Annotated in this window: 17 protein-coding genes and 3 tRNA genes; 12 read left to right on the forward strand and 8 right to left on the reverse strand. The window is 60.8% G+C overall.

Translation table 11 applies throughout. From position 1 onward, the window contains the following. Nucleotides 1–91 precede the first annotated feature (91 nt). Nucleotides 92–1,345: an isochorismate synthase MenF gene (locus tag I6E56_RS10765; protein WP_197138464.1), complete on the reverse strand. Its 1,254-nt coding sequence runs from the start codon at nucleotides 1,343–1,345 to the stop codon at nucleotides 92–94. Between the two features lie 142 nt (nucleotides 1,346–1,487). Between I6E56_RS10765 and ubiE the strand changes: the two genes are divergently transcribed. From ubiE to I6E56_RS10780, 3 genes are read left to right on the forward strand one after another with little or no spacing between them, the layout of a single operon-like run. Then, on the forward strand, nucleotides 1,488–2,291 hold the full coding sequence (ubiE, locus tag I6E56_RS10770) for a bifunctional demethylmenaquinone methyltransferase/2-methoxy-6-polyprenyl-1,4-benzoquinol methylase UbiE (RefSeq protein ID WP_197139021.1): 804 nt from the start codon (nucleotides 1,488–1,490) through the stop codon (nucleotides 2,289–2,291). 26 nt (nucleotides 2,292–2,317) lie between these two features. Further along, nucleotides 2,318–3,394 (forward strand): polyprenyl synthetase family protein, encoded by a 1,077-nt coding sequence (locus I6E56_RS10775; protein WP_197138466.1) that lies wholly within the window; start codon nucleotides 2,318–2,320, stop codon nucleotides 3,392–3,394. 56 nt (nucleotides 3,395–3,450) lie between these two features. After that, nucleotides 3,451–4,809 (forward strand): FAD-dependent oxidoreductase, encoded by a 1,359-nt coding sequence (locus tag I6E56_RS10780; RefSeq protein ID WP_197138468.1) that lies wholly within the window; start codon nucleotides 3,451–3,453, stop codon nucleotides 4,807–4,809. Nucleotides 4,810–4,871: 62 nt separating this feature from the next. On the opposite strand, the gene cls is transcribed toward I6E56_RS10780, so the two are convergent. The 3 genes from cls to I6E56_RS10795 are packed head-to-tail and all read right to left on the reverse strand — an operon-like array spanning nucleotide 4,872 to nucleotide 8,107. Continuing rightward, nucleotides 4,872–6,347 carry a cardiolipin synthase gene (gene cls / locus I6E56_RS10785; RefSeq protein WP_197138470.1) on the reverse strand — a complete coding sequence of 492 codons (1,476 nt, stop codon included), beginning with the start codon at nucleotides 6,345–6,347 and terminating at the stop codon, nucleotides 4,872–4,874. Between the two features lie 59 nt (nucleotides 6,348–6,406). Continuing rightward, the gene (locus I6E56_RS10790) at nucleotides 6,407–7,606 is read right to left on the reverse strand and encodes a sodium:proton antiporter (protein ID WP_197138478.1); all 1,200 of its coding nucleotides are present in this window, start codon (nucleotides 7,604–7,606) and stop codon (nucleotides 6,407–6,409) included. Nucleotides 7,607–7,618: 12 nt separating this feature from the next. Beyond that, nucleotides 7,619–8,107 (reverse strand): YajQ family cyclic di-GMP-binding protein, encoded by a 489-nt coding sequence (locus tag I6E56_RS10795; RefSeq protein ID WP_197138480.1) that lies wholly within the window; start codon nucleotides 8,105–8,107, stop codon nucleotides 7,619–7,621. Nucleotides 8,108–8,241: 134 nt separating this feature from the next. Between I6E56_RS10795 and I6E56_RS10800 the strand changes: the two genes are divergently transcribed. The 6 genes from I6E56_RS10800 (at nucleotide 8,242) to I6E56_RS10825 (ending at nucleotide 12,624) form a co-directional block, all read left to right on the forward strand. After that, nucleotides 8,242–8,323 (forward strand) — tRNA-Tyr (locus tag I6E56_RS10800). Between the two features lie 58 nt (nucleotides 8,324–8,381). Then, complete coding sequence (locus I6E56_RS10805; protein WP_197138482.1) at nucleotides 8,382–9,518, forward strand: ion transporter; 1,137 nt, start codon at nucleotides 8,382–8,384, stop codon at nucleotides 9,516–9,518. 156 nt (nucleotides 9,519–9,674) lie between these two features. After that, nucleotides 9,675–10,475, forward strand: a complete 801-nt coding sequence (locus I6E56_RS10810; RefSeq protein WP_197138484.1) for an inositol monophosphatase family protein — start codon at nucleotides 9,675–9,677, stop codon at nucleotides 10,473–10,475. Nucleotides 10,476–10,683: 208 nt separating this feature from the next. Then, the gene (locus tag I6E56_RS10815) at nucleotides 10,684–12,351 is read left to right on the forward strand and encodes a M23 family metallopeptidase (RefSeq protein WP_231606599.1); all 1,668 of its coding nucleotides are present in this window, start codon (nucleotides 10,684–10,686) and stop codon (nucleotides 12,349–12,351) included. A 99-nt stretch (nucleotides 12,352–12,450) separates the two neighbouring features. Beyond that, nucleotides 12,451–12,522: transfer RNA gene (locus I6E56_RS10820), tRNA-Thr, on the forward strand. A gap of 25 nt (nucleotides 12,523–12,547) precedes the next feature. Then, a tRNA-Met gene (locus tag I6E56_RS10825) sits at nucleotides 12,548–12,624 on the forward strand. An 89-nt stretch (nucleotides 12,625–12,713) separates the two neighbouring features. Here I6E56_RS10825 and I6E56_RS10830 read toward each other — a convergent pair. Further along, nucleotides 12,714–13,271, reverse strand: coding sequence for a hypothetical protein (locus I6E56_RS10830; RefSeq protein WP_197138486.1), 558 nt, complete (start codon nucleotides 13,269–13,271; stop codon nucleotides 12,714–12,716). A 153-nt stretch (nucleotides 13,272–13,424) separates the two neighbouring features. Here I6E56_RS10830 and I6E56_RS10835 point away from each other — a divergent pair, with 153 nt between their 5' ends. Continuing rightward, nucleotides 13,425–13,994 (forward strand): GNAT family N-acetyltransferase, encoded by a 570-nt coding sequence (locus I6E56_RS10835; RefSeq protein WP_197138488.1) that lies wholly within the window; start codon nucleotides 13,425–13,427, stop codon nucleotides 13,992–13,994. 51 nt (nucleotides 13,995–14,045) lie between these two features. Then, nucleotides 14,046–14,393, forward strand: a complete 348-nt coding sequence (locus I6E56_RS10840) for a LysR family transcriptional regulator (protein WP_197126183.1) — start codon at nucleotides 14,046–14,048, stop codon at nucleotides 14,391–14,393. Here the strand turns inward: I6E56_RS10840 and xylA are convergent. From xylA to I6E56_RS10855, 3 genes are read right to left on the reverse strand one after another with little or no spacing between them, the layout of a single operon-like run. Next, the gene (gene xylA, locus I6E56_RS10845; protein WP_197138490.1) at nucleotides 14,390–15,586 is read right to left on the reverse strand and encodes a xylose isomerase; all 1,197 of its coding nucleotides are present in this window, start codon (nucleotides 15,584–15,586) and stop codon (nucleotides 14,390–14,392) included. The two genes, I6E56_RS10840 and xylA, sit on opposite strands and share 4 nt — an antisense overlap. Before the next feature lie 47 nt (nucleotides 15,587–15,633). Beyond that, nucleotides 15,634–16,686 carry an ABC transporter permease gene (locus I6E56_RS10850; RefSeq protein WP_307842835.1) on the reverse strand — a complete coding sequence of 351 codons (1,053 nt, stop codon included), beginning with the start codon at nucleotides 16,684–16,686 and terminating at the stop codon, nucleotides 15,634–15,636. After that, the gene (locus I6E56_RS10855; protein ID WP_197138492.1) at nucleotides 16,683–18,203 is read right to left on the reverse strand and encodes a sugar ABC transporter ATP-binding protein; all 1,521 of its coding nucleotides are present in this window, start codon (nucleotides 18,201–18,203) and stop codon (nucleotides 16,683–16,685) included. Before I6E56_RS10855 ends, I6E56_RS10850 begins: the two co-directional genes overlap by 4 nt. Before the next feature lie 300 nt (nucleotides 18,204–18,503). Here I6E56_RS10855 and I6E56_RS10860 point away from each other — a divergent pair, with 300 nt between their 5' ends. Next, a complete protein-coding gene (locus I6E56_RS10860; RefSeq protein ID WP_197138495.1) occupies nucleotides 18,504–19,547 on the forward strand; it encodes a substrate-binding domain-containing protein in 1,044 nt (347 codons plus the stop codon). Nucleotides 19,548–19,656: the final 109 nt, after the last annotated feature.

Below are 19,656 nucleotides of genomic sequence, written 5' to 3' on the forward strand. Positions count from 1 at the left end.
CACCAGCACCACCGCTCAGCTGCAGCGCTCATCAGGGCGCAGCGGCACCGAGGTGGCGAGCCATCGGCTGTGAGTTCCGGCCGGGTGTCTGTTAGCCGAAGGCCTCGACAATGGGCCGGAACTTGAGCTCGGTCTCCGCAAGCTCCTTCTTGGCGTCGGAGCCCGCAACGATCCCTGCTCCGGCATAGGCCGTGATTCCGGAGCCGCTGACTTGGGCGCACCGCAACGCGACGGCCCATTCGCCATTGCCGTGGGCATCCACCCAGCCAACGGGGCCGGCGTAGCGACCGCGATCGAAACCTTCGAGTTCGTCGATGATCCGAATGGCGTCGGGTGTCGGGGTTCCCGCGACGGCCGCGGTCGGATGCAGGATGTCGATGAGATCGAGTGCGCTCGATTGCTCGCGGAGTTGGCCTTCGATGTCGGTCGCGAGATGCCACAGGTTGGGCAGCTGCAGAGTGAATGGTGCGGATGCCGCGTGCAGTTCGCTGCTGAGCGGTGTGAGGGCATCCATGACGCTGGCGAGCGCGAGCGCATGTTCTTTCTGATCTTTGGGGGAGTTCATGAGGGTTCCGGCGGCTCGCCCATCGGAGATGCGGTCGGCGCCGCGCGCGGCACTGCCCGCGAGTACCCGGGCGCTCACGGCGCCGTTCTGCACTCGCACGAGAGTTTCGGGGCTGGAGCCGATGAGGCCATCGACGGCGAAGGTGAAGGTGTCGGGGTAGCGGGCGGCGAGGGCGCTGAGCGGGATGCGCAGGTCGGCGTGCTGCGGCAGGTCAGCGTGTTGGTCGCGCGCGATGACGATCTTGGCTGCGGCGCCGTGGGAGATTTCGCGCAGTGCTGCTTTGACGGTCTTGGTGAATGCTTTCGTGCTCATCTCGCCGGGGGCGAAGGAAATGTGCACGGGATCGCCGGCGGGCTGGTGGGGGTCTGAGGGCAGACCATCGGAGGTTACGGGCAGGCCGCTGGTTTCTCCGGCGGTGATGGTGGTGACCCACTGGATTCCATCGCGGCTCCCAACAACAATGCGGGGAACGATCAGCACACTCACGGCATTCGAAGAATCGGCGAACGCAAAGCTGCCGAGGGCGATCAATCCGGTGCCGGCTCGCTTCACGCTGTCGTGGATGATCGCGGTGCGCGAGAGCTCGCTCCAGGCGGCCGCTGCCTCAGCGAACCGGTTAGCGCCACGGAACTCGAGTCGCAGCAACTCGCCTATGCCGACGAGGCCGTCGCCGTCGCGAACGAAGCCGAGAGGATGCTGCGGGGTGATCCAGTCGAGTAGCCGATCGACGGCTGCGGTTGGGCGCGTAACACTGCTCAGGACGGCATGGGTGCTAGCCATGGCACCTTCTCCGATTCTGCCCGTGACCGGACGGCTTTTGCCCCAACAATGTCTCCCAAGTATCAGAGTACCTGTCAGTTGCGGGCAGGAAAGTGAGCATCCGCTCTGAGCGCCCTAGACTAGTGATGTGGGTAAGGCTGACATGAACAAGCGACCGGAAGACGTAGCCGGAATGTTCGATGGTGTCGCAAAACACTACGACCGCACCAATAACGTCCTTTCTGCCGGAAATGCGGTGCTCTGGCGCGCTGCCACGGTGCGTGCCGTGGCCCCAGAAGCCGGCGAACGCATCCTCGATATTGCGGCCGGAACGGGCACAAGCTCGGCGGCTCTGCACCGCAATGGTGCTCGCGTTATTGGTCTCGATTTCTCGACCGGCATGGTCGAGCAGGCTCGCAAGCGTCACAAGAAGATCGAGTTCATTCAGGGCGACGCTGAGAAGCTCCCCTTCGGTGACAACGAGTTCGATGCGGTCACGATCAGCTTCGGGCTTCGCAACATCAACGATCCCCGTGCCGCACTGTCAGAAATGTACCGCGTGCTCAAGCCGGGTGGCCGACTCGTGATCACCGAATTCTCGAAGCCTCCCGTCGCGATTGTTCGTGCGGGCTATTTCACGTACCTGAACCGCGTCATGCCGATCATTGCTGATCGTTCAAGTTCGAACCCTGAGGCATACACCTACCTCGCCGAGTCGATTCGCGAGTGGCCCGACCAGGGCGAACTCAGCCAGTGGATTCGGGCTGCCGGGTTCACTCGCGTCGCGTACCGCAATCTCACCGCAGGCATCGTTGCGATGCACCGTGGCCATAAGCCTGTTGATGAAACAGTGCTGGCCTCGGTTGCTAAGCGCAAGGGCAATGCCACTCGTCCGATCAGAACGATCACGACGCCCAAGTCGCCTAAGCCGCCCAAGACCTCTTCTGACAGCACACCGAAGCCGTAGCGCTTCGCAAAAGAAACCGGTTGATAGTGAACCCGAGTGTTCCGTCTGCTCGCCGCAGCAACACCCTGAGCTCCTCACTGGGCTTGGGCGAGAAGCTCTTTGCCTCGAGTGATGAGCGTCGTTTTGCTGCCGCGATTGAGGAAGGTCTTGATCAGGTTGAGGCTGGCCTGTTGGCCCACATGGCTTTTGCCGACGAAATTGCGGATGCCACGAGTCGCTACTTGCTCGAAGCTGGCGGCAAGCGCGTGCGCCCGGTGCTGGCGCTGCTCACGGCTCAGTTGGGTGACGGCAATAACGCTGACGTCGTCACGGCGGCTCAGGCTGTAGAGATCACTCACCTCGCATCGCTGTACCACGACGACGTCATGGATGAAGCGCAGTTGCGCCGCGGTGTTCCGAGTGCCCAAAACGTGTGGGGCAACTCGGTTGCTATCCTCACGGGCGATCTCTTGTTCGCGCGGGCAAGCAAGCTTGTCGCGGGCCTCGGCGAAGAGGCGCTGATGTTGCAGGCCAACACTTTTGAACGTTTGTGCCTCGGCCAACTTCACGAGACTCTCGGCCCGAAGCCGGGCGAAAACCCTGTTGAGCACTACTTGCAGGTGTTGGCCGACAAGACGGGCTCGCTCATCGCGACCGCTGCCGAGGTTGGCGTCATGTTCTCGAATGCCCCCGCGGAATACACGAAGCCGGTGCGCGAATTTGGTGAGAAGGTCGGCGTCGCTTTCCAGCTCATCGACGATGTGATCGACCTGTCGGCCGAGACCGGCAAGACAGGCAAGCAGGCAGGAACCGATTTGCGCAGTGGCGTTGCGACGCTACCGCTGTTGTTCTTGCGCGAGCTTGCCGTGACGAACAGTGATGCAGCCGAGCTGCTGACTCGCATCGAACGCGACGTCAACGCCAGCTTCTATGGCGAAGGCGACGACGACGCTCTCGATGCCGCCATTACCGAGCTCCGCGAGCATCCAGTTACCAAGAAGACGCTCGACGAAGCCCGCCGTTGGGGCCGCGAAGCTGTCGATGCCCTTGCCCCTCTTCCCGATGGTCCTGTCAAGAAGGCACTCACGCGTTTCGCCGACAACGTCGTCGAACGCTCGAACTAACTACTCCATACTCGCCCGCGCCCCGGGCGCCCCGAGATGAACGGAAACGACAACTGATGAGCAAACTGCGACTCGCCATTGTTGGTGCAGGCCCCGCCGGAATCTATGCCGCCGACATCCTGCTGAAGGCAGAGCGACAGTTCGAAGTGTCGATTGACCTCTTTGAGCAACTGCCGGCACCGTACGGTCTTGTTCGCTACGGCGTTGCGCCCGATCATCCGCGCATCAAGGGCATCGTGAATGCACTGCGCGATGTGCTCGACACGGGCAACATCCGTCTCTTCGGTAACGTCACGTATGGTCGCGACATCACGCTCGACGACCTCAAGAAGCACTACAACGCCGTGATCTTCTCGACCGGTGCTGTACGGGATGCCCCGCTGCCGATCCCCGGAATCGACCTGCCAGGCAGCCACGGTGCCGCGGACTTCGTCAGCTGGTACGACGGCCACCCCGACGTGCCGCGCGAGTGGACCCTCGACGCGAAAGAGACCGCCGTCATCGGCAACGGAAACGTCGCTCTCGACGTCGCCAGAATGCTCGCTAAGCACGCGGATGACCTGCTGCCGACCGAGATCCCTGCCAACGTCTACGAGGGCCTTAAATCGAGCCCCGTGACCGACGTGCACGTCTTCGGTCGCCGTGGACCGATGCAGGTGAAGTTCACCCCGCTCGAACTGCGGGAACTCGGCGAACTCAACGACGTCGACCTCATCGTCTATGACGAAGATTTCGACTATGACGCTGCCTCGAAAGCGGCCATCGAATCCAACAAACAGATCATGGTGCTCGACCGCATCTTCACGAAGTGGCGCGGCGAAGAAAAGGGCACGGCATCCCGTCGACTGCACTTGCACTTCTACGCTGGCCCGGTTGAAGTGCTCGGCACTGACCGCGTTGAAGGGTTCCGGTACGAGCGCACCAAGCCCGACGGCGAAGGTGGAGTGGTCGGCACCGGCGAGTTCCGCGAGGTTGCGGTGCAAAGTCTGTATCGCGCAGTTGGCTACTTCGGGTCGCCGCTTGACGGCATCCCGTTCGATGACCGCCGAGGCGTGATCCCCAACCGCGAGGGTCAAGTCATTGACGACAACGACGAACAGGTCAATGGCGTGTACGCGACCGGCTGGATCAAGCGCGGACCCGTTGGTCTCATCGGCCACACCAAGTCAGACGCGATGGAAACCATCAGCCACGTCATGAATGACCAAGCCAACTGGTGGGCTCCCGAGCATCCCGACGAGCAGTCCGTCATCGACCTGCTGAAGAGCCGCAACGTTGACTACACGAATCTGGCCGGCTGGCAGTCACTCGACGCCCACGAGATTGCTCTTGGCGAGCCTGAAGGCCGCGCGCGCATCAAGCTGGTCGATCGCGACGAAATGATTGCGGCATCCAAGAACACAGACGCTAGCTAGCAGCGAGCCTCGAGCTGCGTGCTGTGCTCGGGGGTTGCGTGCTGTGCTCCGCGGACGGCTGGTTACTGAACAGCCGCGGTGAGCCGCGCAAGGTTGTCGAGCACCTTTGACCGTCGAGGACGCTCCATCCACTCCTCAAGAGTGAGTTCGCGGCTGACACCGCGGTACTCGGACTCGAGCTCGCGCATCTCAGCGATGAACTCCGGCCCGCGAACCATCACCGAGATTTCAAGGTTGAGGCTGAACGAGCGCATGTCCATGTTGCTCGAGCCAATCACCGCGACTTGATCGTCGATGGTGAAGTGCTTGGCGTGCAGCACCGTCGGAGTCGGGTATAGCCAGATTCTTACCCCGGCACGAAGCAGGGTCTCGTAGTAGCTGCGCTGCGCGTGATAGACCAAAGCCTGGTCGCCCACCTCCGAGACGAAGAGCTGCACATCGAGCCCGCTCTGCGCGGCGGTAGTGATGGCATAGAGCATCGAATCGTCGGGCACAAAGTACGGGCTCGTGATAATTACACGCTCTTGAGCGGCATAGAGCAACGAGTTGAACAGCCGCAGGTTGTTCTCTCCCTCGAAGCCAGGGCCGCTCGGCACAACCTGAGCGTCGAGGCTCGCTGTTGTTGCGATGGGAGGTGCCAGCGATGCCTCACGCACTAAGAGTTCGTTCGTTTCGCTGTACCAATCGGTGATGAAGAGTGCGTGGATTCCGGCAACGATCGGTCCCTCAAAACGCACCATGAGGTCCTTCCAATGCAACCCGCGCTTTCTGTTTATGCGCTTGTTGTAAGTGGAATCGACCATGTTCTGCGAACCCGTGAACGCGAGCTTGTTGTCGATGACGAGCAGCTTGCGGTGATTGCGCAGATCAGGGCGCTGAAACTTCCACTTAAGCGGCTGGAGAGGGAGCATGACCTCCCACTGCAAACCGATTCTTTTGAGGCGACGGATGGTGGTGAGGTATCCGGGAGCACGAAGCGACGCCAGATGATCGAGCAGAACGCGCACCCGAACACCGCGTTTGTGGGCAGCTTCCAGCGCGTCAAAGAACGGGGCAGAGGTGGGGTCCAGACTCAGAATGTAGAACTCAACGTGTACGTAGTTCTCGGCCTCGTTGACCGCTGCCGTCATCGCATCGAGCGATTCTTGATAATCAGAATAGAGCGTTGCGGAGTTGCCACCCACGAGAGGCATCGCGCCAAGAGTGCGATTGAGCTCCACCACGGGAGCAAGCCATGGCGGCCACGGTTGATCCTGTTTGACCTGATCCATGCCCTCCGTGGATTCGAGGATGAACTGATTGATCTCGGACTGCTTATCGCGCCGCCGCTTCGGGAGCTTGCGGCTGCCAAAAATCAAGAACAACAGGATCCCGACATACGGAATGAAGAAGATCGCCAGCAGCCAGGCCATGGCGGTTTGCGGGCGCCGATTGCGCGGAACATAGATCAGAGACAGCACGCGAATCACGAAGTCGAGCAGCACCAATAACGCAGCAAGCATCGCTGTAAAGCTGAAGTCGATACTGCTCAAGTCCATGGGCGAAGTCTACCGAGTTCTCGCCAGTAGCCGACTGCCTGGTCGCGGTGACACGGCGGCTACCAACGCGGGGGAGGGCCCTGCCAAGCGGGGGTCTCATCGGGCTTGACGAACGATCGAGCCACAACGACATCCGTCGACGAATGGGCGACGATCGACATCGCAATCGTGAGCGCCACGATGTGGAAAATTAGGTCGCCAGCAGGGATGTCGGCCGAGACCACGACAAGCACGTACACGACCGATGCGAATCCCTTGGGCCCGAACCACATCGCCGCAACCTGTTCGCGCATCGACAAGCCGGAGCCGAGGAACGAGAAGTACAGCGCGATCGGGCGAGCAGCGATGAGCGCGAGCACGGCGAAGAGCCAACCCGTCCACGCGATTTCGCCCAAGAATTTGAACGACAACAGGGCGCCGAACACCATGAGCGCGAGTAGCTTGAGCAACTCGGAAATGATCTCGCCGAACTCCTCGAAGGCTTCGCGTTCCTTCTGACCGATGGTTGCCACCATCACGCCAGCAGCAAACGCCGCCAAGAAAAGGTTGGCGTTGGTGTAGCTCGCCAACGCGAACACGAGCAACCCAATAGCGATTGGCACGATCGGCTCAAAGACGCCGGCAGCGGCAAAGAGGCGGGTGTGGAGCGCCTTGATAACGATCCACGGCACAGCGACGCCGATGGCGGTGCCCGCGAGAAGCTCCAAGCCCAGCTCGCCTAAGTGCAAGTCATCTGAACCAGAACTGACAGCTAAGAACACCACTACGAAAGGCAACGCCAAACCGTCGTTGACGCCCGACTCCACATTCAGCAGCTGACGCAACCGTTCCGGCACCTGTTTGTTTCCGACAAGGGCGGCCGCGAATACCGGGTCAGTGGGAGCCAGGATGGCGCCGATCAGTAACGCTTCAGGCCAATCCAGCCCGAGCATGAAATGCGCCAACACCGCAGTGATGGCGAGCGTGAGGGGCAAACCCCACCCGAGAGCGCGACCGGGAAGGCGCCACGCCTTGCGCAGGTCTGCCCAGCCCATCTTCATGCCATCCGTGAAGAGCACCACAAAGAGGGCGATCTCGGCAATCGTTGAGACCTCGGTCGACGACGAATCGAGATCGAGGATGCCCGTCGTCTCCGAGCCGATCGCAAAGCCGACAGCCAAAAACAGCACAGCCGCCGACAACACCGTTCGCCCTGCGAGCGCAGAGAACAGCACAGCAACCAGCAGGGTCGCAGCAAAAATCAGCAGGAAGACATCCATGCTGGGGGAGTCTTAGCGGAAGTTCACAAACTGGAGAGCGACTTCGATGTCTTTGCCCTTCAGCAGTGCCATCGTGGCCTGAAGGTCGTCGCGGCTCTTCGACTGCACGCGCAGTTCCTCGCCCTGAATCTGCGACTTCACGCTCTTAGGAGCCTCGTCGCGGATGATCTTCGAAATCTTCTTGGCGTCCTCAGACGAGATGCCGTTCTTCAGGCTGATCTCGATGCGGTACTCCTTGCCGCTGGGGAACGGCTCGCCAGCGTCGAGGCTGCGCAGTGAAATGCCGCGCTTGATGAACTTAGCCTCGAGCACCTCGAGAACCGCCTTCACGCGCTCTTCAGCGCTCGCCTTGAGGAGGAGGCTTTCGCCGGTCCACTCCACTGAAGCGCCTACGCCCTTGAAGTCGTAGCGCTGAGCAAGCTCTTTTTGCGCCTGGTTGACGGCGTTTTCCGCCTCCATTTGGTCAACTTTGCTCACAATGTCAAACGAAGAATCAGCCATGCGCCCATGCTACCCGCGGTCGGCCGAGAACTCCCACCGACCAGTTTTGGGGAAGTGGTCACGTGAACCCCAGATTCCTTGTATTCTGGTTCAGCGCGTTCGGTCAGATGAATACATGTGGCCGGAGGCGTCTCGGCGAGTTACCCAAGTGGCCAAAGGGATCTGACTGTAAATCAGACTGCATCGCATTCGAGGGTTCGAATCCCCCACTCGCCACCGAGATACCGAAAGGCCCCGCGCGCACAGTGTGGGGCCTTTCGTGAATAATGGGCGCGTGAATCTATCTACTCCGCCCGAGAGTCCATCGTTTCGTCGCCGGCTCGCTCAGTTTGTTGACTCAGCCCTCGTTCAAAATTTCGTGCTCGCGGTCATCGTGATCAACGCCGTCATTATCGCGTTGATGACCGCAGCAGAACAGGGAACAGCGGCCTTCGACGTCTTGCACGCTCTCGACTCGATTGCTCTCGTAGTCTTTGTCATTGAGTTGGTTCTCAAGCTTGTTGCCTACGGACCGAAGCGTTTCTTCACCGACGGCTGGTCTGTCTTCGATTTCATTGTTGTGGGCATTGCCCTTGTGCCCAGTGCTGGACCACTTTCGGTTCTTCGTGCGCTCCGAGTGCTCCGTATTTTGCGAGTGATCAAGTTCATGCCGCAGGTGCGGATGGTCGTTGAAGCCCTCATCCGTTCATTTCCGGGCATCGGCGCAATCGCCCTGCTGATGTCTCTCGTCTTCTTTGTAGCTTCGGTGATGTCGACGGAACTGTTCGGCGATCAGTTCCCGGAGTGGTTCGGCAGTATCGGAAAGTCGACGTATTCGCTCTTTCAGATCATGACCCTCGAAAGCTGGTCGATGGGGATCGTGCGCCCGATCATGGAAGTGATGCCGTTGGCGTGGCTGTTCTTCGTGCCGTTCATCCTGATCGCCGCGTTCATCACCCTGAACTTGTTTATTGCCGTCATCGTCGACACGATGTCATCGCTGCGTGTTGAGCGCGAAGAGGCAGATCATGCCGAACAAGAACGTCTCGCTCCCGCGGTGCAGCTGCAACTGAGCGAAGAGGAACACACGCTGGTGTCGAACGGCCTCAATCGGATGCTGGTGCCCTCGGTGGCGCAGCCAGAATTGTTGCGGATGTGGGGCGTCGAGACCCCCGACGCGTTGCACGAGGATATTCAGCGGCTTCAGCTCGCACTCGCCGCTAATCACGAGCATTCGCCCGCCGATTGGGCGCGGATGCTGTTCGCCACTGATCTCGCACTGGTGAGGGGCCCGTCGCTTGGCTCTACTTCCGCCGAACGGGACGCCCAGGCCAACAAGGCTCTGGCGCTTTCGCGCTCTCTTCGAGCACGGTTCGATGAACATGCGACGTCAGCGCCGGTCGTGAACTCGGCCGTCAACGCCGCGGTGTGACCGAGCACACTGTGAAAGCGTCAGGCTGAGAGCTCGTACGCCCTGATGTAATCGAGGCGGTACTCCTGCGGCTGCCTGATGGTGTCGGAGAGCTCGCCGGACTGCGGCCAACCGGCATCGGAAAGGTCCTCGCCTGCCGCACCCTAGGCTTAACGCATGGCTCACGGCGAACTCCTAGACCTTGCTCGTTCTGTTGCGACGCAGGCGGCCGAGCTCGCCGCTCGCCGCCGCATCGAAGGCGTAACCGTCGCAGATCGCAAAACTTCGTCAGTGGATGTCGTCACCTACGCCGACCGGGAAAGCGAAGAACTCATCCGCAGCCTGATTGCCGCTGCACGCCCCCATGACGGATTCTTGGGCGAAGAGGGCGAAGCAAACACCGGCACGAGTGGACTGACCTGGGTCGTCGATCCCATCGACGGGACCGTGAACTACCTCTACGGCATCCCGCACTACGCCATCAGCGTTGCCGTCGTCGAAGGTGACCCCGATCCTTCAACGTGGCGGGCGCTCGCCGGAGCTGTTGTGAATCTTGGCGCGCGCGAGACGTATGCCGCCACCGCCGGCGGAGGGTCATTCCTCAACGGGCAACGACTCCAAGTGGCCGAATCGGTAGACCTCTCGCAGGCGCTGGTAGCGACCGGGTTCTCCTATTTGCAGGAATTGCGCGTCAAGCAGGGGCGAGTAGTTGCCGGGCTGCTGCCACAGGTTCGCGACATTCGCAGAATGGGCACCGCATCCCTCGACCTGTGCATGGTGGCGGCGGGGCGCGTGAACGCGTACTACGAAGAAAGCCTGAACCCGTGGGACCACGCGGCCGGTGCGCTCATTGCTCGTGAGGCCGGCGCCACGGTGAAAGGCCGGGGGACTCAGGCTGAAGGAAAGGACTTCATCTTGGCGGCGGCACCAGCCGTTGCCCAGAAACTTGAGGCAGTATTAACGCAGCTAGACGCGTGAATTAGACCACTTTTAAAAGGTGTGGCGACTAGACCACTTGCGCGCTAAACTTTACCGATCTGTTACCCGCGTGCAACCCGTACGCACGTGGGGAAAACCCGAATTACGCATTCACACCTAGCAGGTGAATAACGTGGAGGAGAAATATGTCACTGAAGTGCGCCAGCGCCGCAGCGACTTTCTCCTCCCGTCACGCCGGTCTCGCTCTATGAGCCGCGATCACCTGATCCCACAGCAACCGGGAACCACGGGCAACGCTCCTCTCACGCGCAAGCAATTACGCGAACTCGAACGCACCACTCAGCTCGAGTCGAAGCAGAAGAGCAACTCCAAGCCTAGAAAGGCAGCGAAACAGCGCAGCGTGAAGCAGTCCGCTTCGAATCAGCCGGTGGAGGCGCCGACTGATTCCGTACTCGCGGACTTGTTTACTCCACCCTCGGCGACAAAAACACCAGCCACACAAGCTCCCGCTGTCGTGCAGGCGCCGGCTGTCGTAGAGTCGCCAGTTGTCGCGCAAGCGCCAGTAGTCGTACAGGCACCAGCAGTCGCGCAAGCTCCCGCCGTCGTGCAAGCGCCAACTGTAGAAGTGGCCGCTGTCGTCGTCGAAGCCGCCGCTGTCGTGGCTGTCGCCCCCACCGCTTCCGTTGCCGCTGCCGCAGTGCCAGCGGTCAACGAGGCACTTCCGAGTCGGCGCTCAATGCGTGCACAGCAAGCGAAGACAGACACGGTGCCGGCGATCCCGCTAGCGCCCACTACCGTATCGACATCACTGGTCGGAGCTATCACGCCAGCAGCCGGAGCGCCGACGGTTTCTGAGCGGCTCTTCACTGCGCCGATCGCGACCGTGCCCGCATCCACCGCTTCGTTGGCTTCGGATGTTGCGACTCAGCACACGGCAGACGACGAACCACTCGGCTTCTTCGGGCTCACCCCTGAAACAGCAACGGCTGCACCATCCGCCTCAGCTGGCGCTGTCGTACATCTCGCGGAAGGCCAGCCGAAGAGGAAGCGTGCGAAGTCAGGCAGCGCCGCCACGAGTGCTCGCGCACCCAAGTCGACGAAGGCTGCAACCGCTCCTGCCTCACGTGCGCCACGTGGCTCCGCCGTGAAGTCGAAGCGCGTGTGGGTTTCATCGGCGGCGTTTGCGCCCAATGGTTCACCCCGCCGCCGCACGAAGGCTGCGGCATCCAAAGCCCTGTCGCTCGTCGCCATGCTCTTTGCCGGTGCGATTCTCGTGGGCGTCTCAGTGCCCTCAAACGCATTCGTCAATGAGAATTCGGTGGCCATTGCGGCGATCGCTCCTGAGGGAGATCTTGCCGCCGTCGGTTCTGCCCGCACCGCCCAGTCTCTTGCCGTCTCTGACGATGTGAGCAGCGGGGTCACTGCGCACGATGACCTCAAAGTCGTATCGTCGGCTGAAGTACTCGCATTGAAGTATGCCGGCGCCGACTACGAATACATTGCGACCACTGGTTCAGTGCGGTGGCCGTTCCCGTACGAGGTTCCGATCACAGACGGATTCGGATACCGCGCGAGTGGATTCCACAAGGGAACAGACTTCGCAGCTGCCTCCGGAACCCCCATCTACGCGATCGCCGACGGCACGGTAGACCTCATTCAGTCTGACTGGTCGGGGTATGGCTATCACGCCGTCATCAGCCACGTCATCAACGGGCAACAAGTGCAAAGCTTGTATGCCCACATGATCACCGACTCCAGCGCTTTGGTCGTCGGCCAAGAGATTAAAGCCGGTGACTTCATTGGCCTCGTTGGTGAAACTGGAATTGCCTACGGGGCACATTTGCACTTCGAAGTGCACCTCGATGGCGTTCCCGTAGACCCGTACGCCTGGCTCACCGCAAATGCTCTTGACTAAATGTATTCTCCGGCCGTTTTTGGGCCAAAAACGTACTTAGAGGCCTTAAACGGGTGCTAGTCTCTTACGGTGCCAATCGCGCGAAACGCGCTTTTGTGTGCCCCCTTAGCTCATTGGTAGAGCACTTCCTTGGTAAGGAAGAGGTAGTGGGTCCGATTCCCACAGGGGGCTCGCTTATCCAATAATTGGATGATGCGGCTGAGTAGCTCAGTTGGTGAGAGCGCACGACTCATAATCGTGAGGTCGCGGGTTCGAATCCCGCCTCAGCTACCACCGAGGCCCCCGGAATTCCGGGGGTTTTGCAGTTAAGGGGCAGACCCTGGGCCTCTGCGCAGAGCCCGAAGCGGCGGTGCTTTTGGGATCTAGCGCGGAAGCTGGTCTGACACTCGCACGACAACATCCACAGGTGCGTCTAGTGACGTGATGGCGAAGTCTGTGCCTAATTCGGTGGTGGAGAAATCTCCACCCATGAGCTGATCGGCACAGGGGCCCTCAAGCATGACTTGCTCCACGCCCGCGTTCTCGATAGTGAAAGTCACATCGCCATCACCGCGGCAGGCGAAGTAATACGAATAGGATCCGGGATCCAGTCGGGAATCAGTAGTTGTAAGGCTGCTACTTGAGTCGGGGCCGAGGTGAGTGACCACTCCCGAGAGGATGGGCTCGGAACCCAGGCTTGCGGTGATGTCGGCCACCCAGTTGTCCATATCGACCGCGTCATGGGGCTGCCCGGGCTCCACCGCAGACATCGCCTCGGACGTGGATGATGAAGACGGTGTCGGAGAAGACGTGGCAGGGGAAGGCGCTGTTGGAGAAGACGAGGCCAGATCTGAGACGTCGCCGGCGGTGCAGCCCGTGTTTGACGCCAGAAGCAATGTGGCGATGCTGGACGCGACAAGCAAATGTCTAGTCTTCTTCATGTTTGTCATTGCTCCACTTAATCACAAACGGGGCATCTCAACGGCGTTTTATTGGATGCCGTGGAAACCGCTCCTGTTAGGTTAAACGTCAATGCACAATTCATTCGGACGCGTGGTCTCGCGACCGCGAAACGCCAACCGAGGTCGATGACTATGTTCGGCATCACACGCCCACGATTGATGCGTGGGGCTTCTCTTCCTGCTCCTGTGGAAGCCCCGATCATCCACACAGAACGTCTCACGCTGCGGCCCTTTTCGATGGCCGACAGCGACCGCTGGTTTGAGATCCAATCTGACCCTCAAGTGCGGGCATTCACCTCGTGGCCGGAGCGGAATCGTGAAGAATCTCGCCGCCACCTGAAGAACCGCACCCACCATGTGTTGCTGAAGCAGGCAGACGACTTTCTGGCGCTTGCGGTCGAACACGATGGCATCCTGATCGGTGATGTCTCGCTGCACCTCAGGTCTGTCGAAACAGTCACTCGCTCTGCTGAGATTAGTTGGATTCTGCACCCAGACGCTCAAGGGCACGGCTACGCGTTTGAGGCTGCCCACGCGATGCTGGAGCTGGCATTTACGCGCCTCGAAGCCCGAGTCATTTTCGCGCTCGTGCACCCCACGAACACTGCATCAGTGGCTCTGGCACAGAAGCTCGGCTTTACGCCATTCGATGGCAGCGATGGCGAAATTATCTTCGTCTCCACAGGGCTGCCCGCACAATAGCGCGCGGAGGCGATGAGGCTGCGGCCAGCGTGATCGCCTACTCTGAAGGTAATGGATCCTTCCCTGCTCAGACAGTTCGTCGCCGCTGGGCGACTCCTTCACTTTGCCCACGCGGCCCGAGAGTGTGGTGTGCCACGCTCGAGCCTCATTGCGGCCGTCAGATCTCTGGAAGCACAGCTCGGCTATGAGTTGTTTGATAACACCGCGAGCACGACCCAACTCACGCCGAAAGGCGAAGCGTATCTTCTTGACGCCGAGAGGCAGTTAGAGAAGTCCGCGAAATCCGCTGCGCAGTCCGTCGCAAAACCGGGTGGCAAGGCGAAGGCATCCAAGGGCAGAGGTCGAGCGCCGGCAGCTAAAGGTAAGTCGACCCCTGGCCGCAGACGCCAAGCACGCTAGCCGCGGGCACCCATGAGGTGTTCCATGGCGAGCTGCTGGAGACGCACGAAGCCGAAGCCTTCGCCGTCGAAGAAGCGCTCAGGCTTGAAGTCTTCGAACGAGGCGCGGTCGGCGAGGAACTCGTCGTACGACTCACCTTCGCCGAGTGTGGGAACACTGAGCTCTGCAACCTTGGCGGCAGCGAGAGCTTGCTGCACCTCGGGATCGGCGCGGAAAGCCGCAGCGCGCTCTTTGAGCATCAGGTACATGCTCATGTTGGCCTGAACCGATTCCCAGACGCCGGTGCTGTCTTCGGTGCGCGACGGCTTGAAGTCGAAGTGGCGCGGACCGTTGTACGACGGGATGCCGCCGGGGCCACCATTTTCGAGAAGGTCGACGAGCGAGAACGCATTCTGCAGGTCACCGTGACCGAAGACGAGGTCTTGGTCGTACTTGATGCCACGCTGCCCGTTGAGGTCGATGTGGAACAGCTTGTTGGCGTGCAGAGCCTGAGCGATACCGTGGGTGAAGTTGAGGCCAGCCATCTGCTCGTGCCCCGTCTCGGGGTTCACGCCGACCAGCTCGGGGCGCTCGAGGGTGGCGATGAAGGCCATCGCGTGACCAAGAGTCGGCAACAGGATGTCGCCGCGAGGCTCGTTCGGCTTGGGCTCGATCGCGAACTTGATGTCGTATCCCTTGTCGGTGACATAGTCGCCGAGCAGGTTCACGGCCTCGCGGTAGCGGTCGAGAGCGGCACCGATGTCTTTAGCGGAGTCGTACTCGCTGCCTTCGCGGCCACCCCACATGACGAAAGTTTTTGCTCCAAGCTCGGCGGCGAGGTCAAGGTTGCGCATGACCTTGCGCAGCGCGAAGCGGCGAACGCCACGGTCGTTAGAGGTGAAGCCGCCATCCTTGAAGACGGGGTGGCTAAAGAGGTTAGTCGTCACCATGGGAATCACGATGCCGGTGTCGGCCATCGCCTTCTGAAGGCGGTCGATTTCGTGCTGGCGTTCGGCATCCGTCGCCTCGAAGGGGAAGAGGTCGTCGTCGTGGAACGTCATGCCCCAGGCGCCGAGCTCCGAGAGCTTGTTGACGGCGAAGACGGTGTCGACCGGGGCGCGAGTCGGCCCACCGAATGGGTCAGCTGCGGTCCATCCGAAGGTCCACAGACCGAACGAGAACTTGTCGTCGCGAGTGGGGGTAGGTACGGACATGATTACTCCTTGAATAGTGGTGACGAGTGGGAAGAACGGGGATGCGGCTAGCGTTTGTTTCGCGCGGCGAAGCGTTGCTGCAGTAGCACGGCGAGCACGATGATGACGCCCTTGGCGACGGCTTGCACCGAGGTGTTGAGGTTGTTCTGGGTGAAGACGTTCGTGAGCGTTGCGAAGATCAGCACGCCGAAGACGGTGCCGACGATCGTGCCGCGGCCACCAATCAGCAGGGTGCCTCCAACCACGACGGCGGCAATAGCGTCGAGTTCATACAGCGTGCCGTGCGTTGAGGTGCCGGCGGTGGTGCGTCCGAGGATCATGACGGCAGCGATGCCCGCTGTCATGCCGGCAATCGCGTAGAGGTAGACGGTGTGGCGCTTGACCTTGAGGCCAGCGAGACGCGCAGCCTCACGGTTGCCGCCAATCGCGATCGTGCGGCGACCGAACGTGGTGCGGTTGAGCAGGATCCAGCCGAGTGCCGCAACCACGATGAAGATCCAAATCAGGATGGGGATGCCCAGAAAATCAGCGCGGAAGACTTCAATGAATTCCTGCGATTTCACGATTTGAGTTGACCGGTTGGAGAAGATCTCTGCGAATCCACGGGCCGCTACGAGCATCGCCAGAGTGGCCATGAACGCGACAACGTTGCCATAGGAGATCACGATTCCGTTGACGATGCCGGCGAGGGTGCCGACCAGAATGGCGACGACCACCATTACAATCCACGACGTCTGCTCGGCGAAGGTCTGGATCACTGAGAGCGTCGAAATCACGCTCGCGAGACCCATGACGGAACCAACCGAAAGGTCGATGCCGCCACCGATGATCACGAACGTCATGCCGATGCTGAGCACGCCGATAATCGACGCGAACCGGATGATGGTGAGAATGTTCTCAAAGTTGGTGAACCGTTCGCCGGCGGTGAGGGCTCCAATCGCGAACAGCACGAGAAGGGCGATGACGAGCCCGAGGTTGCGGCCGGCGCTGCTGGACATGACACGCGAGAACCAACTGCGGCTGCTCGGGGTCACGATGTCGGTGGATTCCGTGGCCGGGTTGGGGTGCTCGGCTGAGGGAACGGTGGGCTGCTCGCTCACGCGGCACTTCCTTTCATCACGAGATCGAGCACTCCGTGCTCGTCGATCTGGGTGGCTTCTGTTGTGGTGAGTACGCGACCGTCGGCAATGACGAGCACGCGGTCGGCGAGGCCGAGAACTTCTTCGATCTCGCTCGAGACGACGATGATGGCGGTGCCGGCGGCGGCCAGGCGACGAATGAGGGCGTAGATTTCGGCGCGGGCTCCGGCATCCACTCCTCGGGTTGGTTCGTCGAGGAGCAGTACGGAGGTTCCGTGAACGAGCCAGCGGGCCAGCAGAATCTTTTGCTGGTTGCCGCCAGAGAGACTGCCTGCGGGATTGTCGGGGTCGGCGGGGCGCAGTTCGAGTGCCTCCATTTGTTCGACAGCAGCAGCGCGTTCGGCGTTCTCCTTGAGGAACCCGAAGCGGGCAAAGCGGGCAAACGAGGAGAGAGTCACGTTAGTGAAGATGGGCTGGTCGAGGAGTAGGCCTTGGCTCTTGCGTTCTTCGGGCGACAGCCCAACGCCATGCTCGACGGCATCGGTAACGGAGCCGGGGGAGAGCTGTGAACCGCTGACATGCACGGTGCCGGTGCTGGCTTTGCGGGCACCATAGATGGTTTCGAGGATCTCAGAGCGACCCGATCCAACCAGGCCAGCAATGCCGAGAATTTCTCCCGCGCGCACGCTCAGGTCGACGCGATCGAAGACGCCTTTCAGCGTGAGGTTCTCGACCGTGAGTACTTCAGGGGAGTCAGCAGGCACGGGTACTCGCGGCGGGAAAACGTTGTCGATGTCGCGACCGGTCATAAGGCGGATGAGTTCGCTCGTCGACGTATCGGCGACGGGGAGGCCGTTGGCGGTGCTGCGGCCATCCTTGATGACGGTGATGCGGTCACCAATCTCGCGGATCTCTTCGAGACGGTGGGAGATGTAGACCACGGCAACACCGGCTGCCGTGAGCTCATTCACTACCCGGAACAGGTTCTTGACTTCCTCAGAGTCGAGCACCGCCGATGGCTCATCCATGACGATGAGTTGGGCGTTGCGCGACAGAGCGCGGGCCATGCTCACGATCTGTTTGTTCGCGGGGGAGAGTGAACCCACTTCGCGGCTGGGGGAGAGGTTTCCGTGACCGAGCCGGTTGAGGAGCTCGGTGGCGCTCTTGTTGGCGCGGGAGCGCTGGGAGAACCCTCCGGTGGCCATCTCGTGGCCGAGGTAGATGTTCTCGGCGATGGTGAGGCCGTCGACGACATCCAACTCTTGGTACATCGTGGCGATGCCGAGTTCGAGGGCAGCGACCGGGTTGCTGATGGTAACGAGCTCACCGTGCCAGCGCAGAGTGCCTTCGTCGGGAGTGTGCACGCCGGCGAGCATTTTGATGAGCGTGGACTTGCCCGCGCCGTTTTGGCCCAGGATGACGTGGACTTCGCCCGGTGCAATGGAAATGTCTACACCTTTGAGGGCGCGCACCGCCCCGAACCGTTTGGTGGCGCCGCGCACTTCGAGCAATGCGGGCCCATGGTCGACTTTGATCATGGTGGCAACATATCAGACGTTAGCGTCGCAGGGAATGGGTATTTCATAGACTGAATCCCCCAAACCGCAGGAAGACACTGTTAATACATGTGATCTTTGGGCGGCATTTCTGCACCGAACTGCTTCGTGTTCCGGGGGCCCACTTGCTGAAAATACCTGTTGACGCGGCCTGTATCTCTGTTATGTTGTTCGAAACGTCAATGTGGACACAGCCAAACCTCCTCCCCGTGAGATCCGGTTTAGCTAACGCACCTCCCGTTGGCGAACACCACTGCATTTCACTTACCTAGGAGGACGTACATGTTGGCAACTCGCATGAGCCGCAAGCTGCTCATCACCGCGGGGGCATCGCTCGCCGTCGCTGGCCTACTCGCAGGCTGCACGGCTGGCACCGCAGAAAACAACACCACAACCGGTGGAACCAGCAGCGAAGAAAACGAAGCAACCGGTGACACCATCACCATCGGCTTCTCTGGCCCTGCCGCCGACCACGGCTGGCTCGGAGCCATCAACTCAGCCGCTATCTCAGAAGCGGAAAAGTACGAAGACATCAACCTCGTTGTCGCTGAAGGCACCAACGACGCCAACCTGCAGATCAGCCAGGTCGAGACCTTCATCAACGACGGTGTTGATGCAATCGTTCTGCTGCCCACCGATGGTGCAGCACTGACCGAGGTAGCCATCAAGGCGATGGAAGCCGGAATCCCCGTGATCAACGTTGACCGCGAATTCTCCAGCACCTTCGCCGCTCGCGTCACCATCCTCGGTGACAACTACGGCATGGGCGTCAGCGCCGGAACCTACATTTGTGAGCAGCTCGGAGACAACCCCGACGCCGTAGTGGCAGAAATCGCCGGCATCGACTCGCTTCCGCTCACGCAGGCCCGCAGTGAAGGTTTCGCGACCGCACTTGAGACCTGTGGCCTCGAGGTCTCCAACCGCGTTGCTGCCGACTTCACCATTCAAGGTGGCGAAGCAGTGACCTCGCAGTTGCTCTCCGCAGCTCCTCAGATCGACGCGATCTGGAACCACGATGACGACCAGGGAATCGGCGTCCTCGCTGCAATTGCTGCCGCAGACCGCGACGAGTTCTTCATGGTCGGTGGCGCAGGATCAGCCAACGCGATGCGCGAGATCCAGTCGGGCGAAGGCGTGCTGCAGGCGACCGTAATTTACCCGTCTACTCAGGCAGCTGACGGCATCCGTCTGGCTCGCCTGATTGCACAGGGCAAGTCGCTGAGCGACATCGTTGAGGTTGAGGTGCCCAAGCGCATCGTTCTCAACGCACCGGTAGTCACGAGCGAGAACGTGGAGGAATACCTTCCGACCGCGTTCGAGTCCTAAACCGCATGAATGGGGTGCCCGCCCGGATACTCTGGGCGGGCACTCTGGTCGGTATTTCGCTCGCGATTGCTCACCACAGAACCACACAACGAAGTGAAAGGGTCACGCA

This window comes from Salinibacterium sp. NK8237 (assembly GCF_015864955.1).
In the GTDB taxonomy this organism is placed as follows: Bacteria; Actinomycetota; Actinomycetes; order Actinomycetales; family Microbacteriaceae; genus Rhodoglobus.

Coding starts and splice junctions, on each gene's coding strand:
- xylA (WP_197138490.1), bottom strand. CDS start 15,586: ATGTCCGTACCTACCCCCACTCGCGACGACAAGTTCTCGTTCGGTCTG.
- ubiE (WP_197139021.1), top strand. CDS start 1,488: ATGAACAAGCGACCGGAAGACGTAGCCGGAATGTTCGATGGTGTCGCA.
- I6E56_RS10830 (WP_197138486.1), bottom strand. CDS start 13,271: ATGAAGAAGACTAGACATTTGCTTGTCGCGTCCAGCATCGCCACATTG.
- I6E56_RS10795 (WP_197138480.1), bottom strand. CDS start 8,107: ATGGCTGATTCTTCGTTTGACATTGTGAGCAAAGTTGACCAAATGGAG.
- I6E56_RS10860 (WP_197138495.1), top strand. CDS start 18,504: ATGTTGGCAACTCGCATGAGCCGCAAGCTGCTCATCACCGCGGGGGCA.
- I6E56_RS10840 (WP_197126183.1), top strand. CDS start 14,046: ATGGATCCTTCCCTGCTCAGACAGTTCGTCGCCGCTGGGCGACTCCTT.
- I6E56_RS10835 (WP_197138488.1), top strand. CDS start 13,425: ATGTTCGGCATCACACGCCCACGATTGATGCGTGGGGCTTCTCTTCCT.
- I6E56_RS10810 (WP_197138484.1), top strand. CDS start 9,675: ATGGCTCACGGCGAACTCCTAGACCTTGCTCGTTCTGTTGCGACGCAG.
- I6E56_RS10815 (WP_231606599.1), top strand. CDS start 10,684: ATGAGCCGCGATCACCTGATCCCACAGCAACCGGGAACCACGGGCAAC.
- I6E56_RS10855 (WP_197138492.1), bottom strand. CDS start 18,203: ATGATCAAAGTCGACCATGGGCCCGCATTGCTCGAAGTGCGCGGCGCC.
- I6E56_RS10790 (WP_197138478.1), bottom strand. CDS start 7,606: ATGGATGTCTTCCTGCTGATTTTTGCTGCGACCCTGCTGGTTGCTGTG.
- I6E56_RS10765 (WP_197138464.1), bottom strand. CDS start 1,345: ATGGCTAGCACCCATGCCGTCCTGAGCAGTGTTACGCGCCCAACCGCA.
- cls (WP_197138470.1), bottom strand. CDS start 6,347: ATGGACTTGAGCAGTATCGACTTCAGCTTTACAGCGATGCTTGCTGCG.
- I6E56_RS10780 (WP_197138468.1), top strand. CDS start 3,451: ATGAGCAAACTGCGACTCGCCATTGTTGGTGCAGGCCCCGCCGGAATC.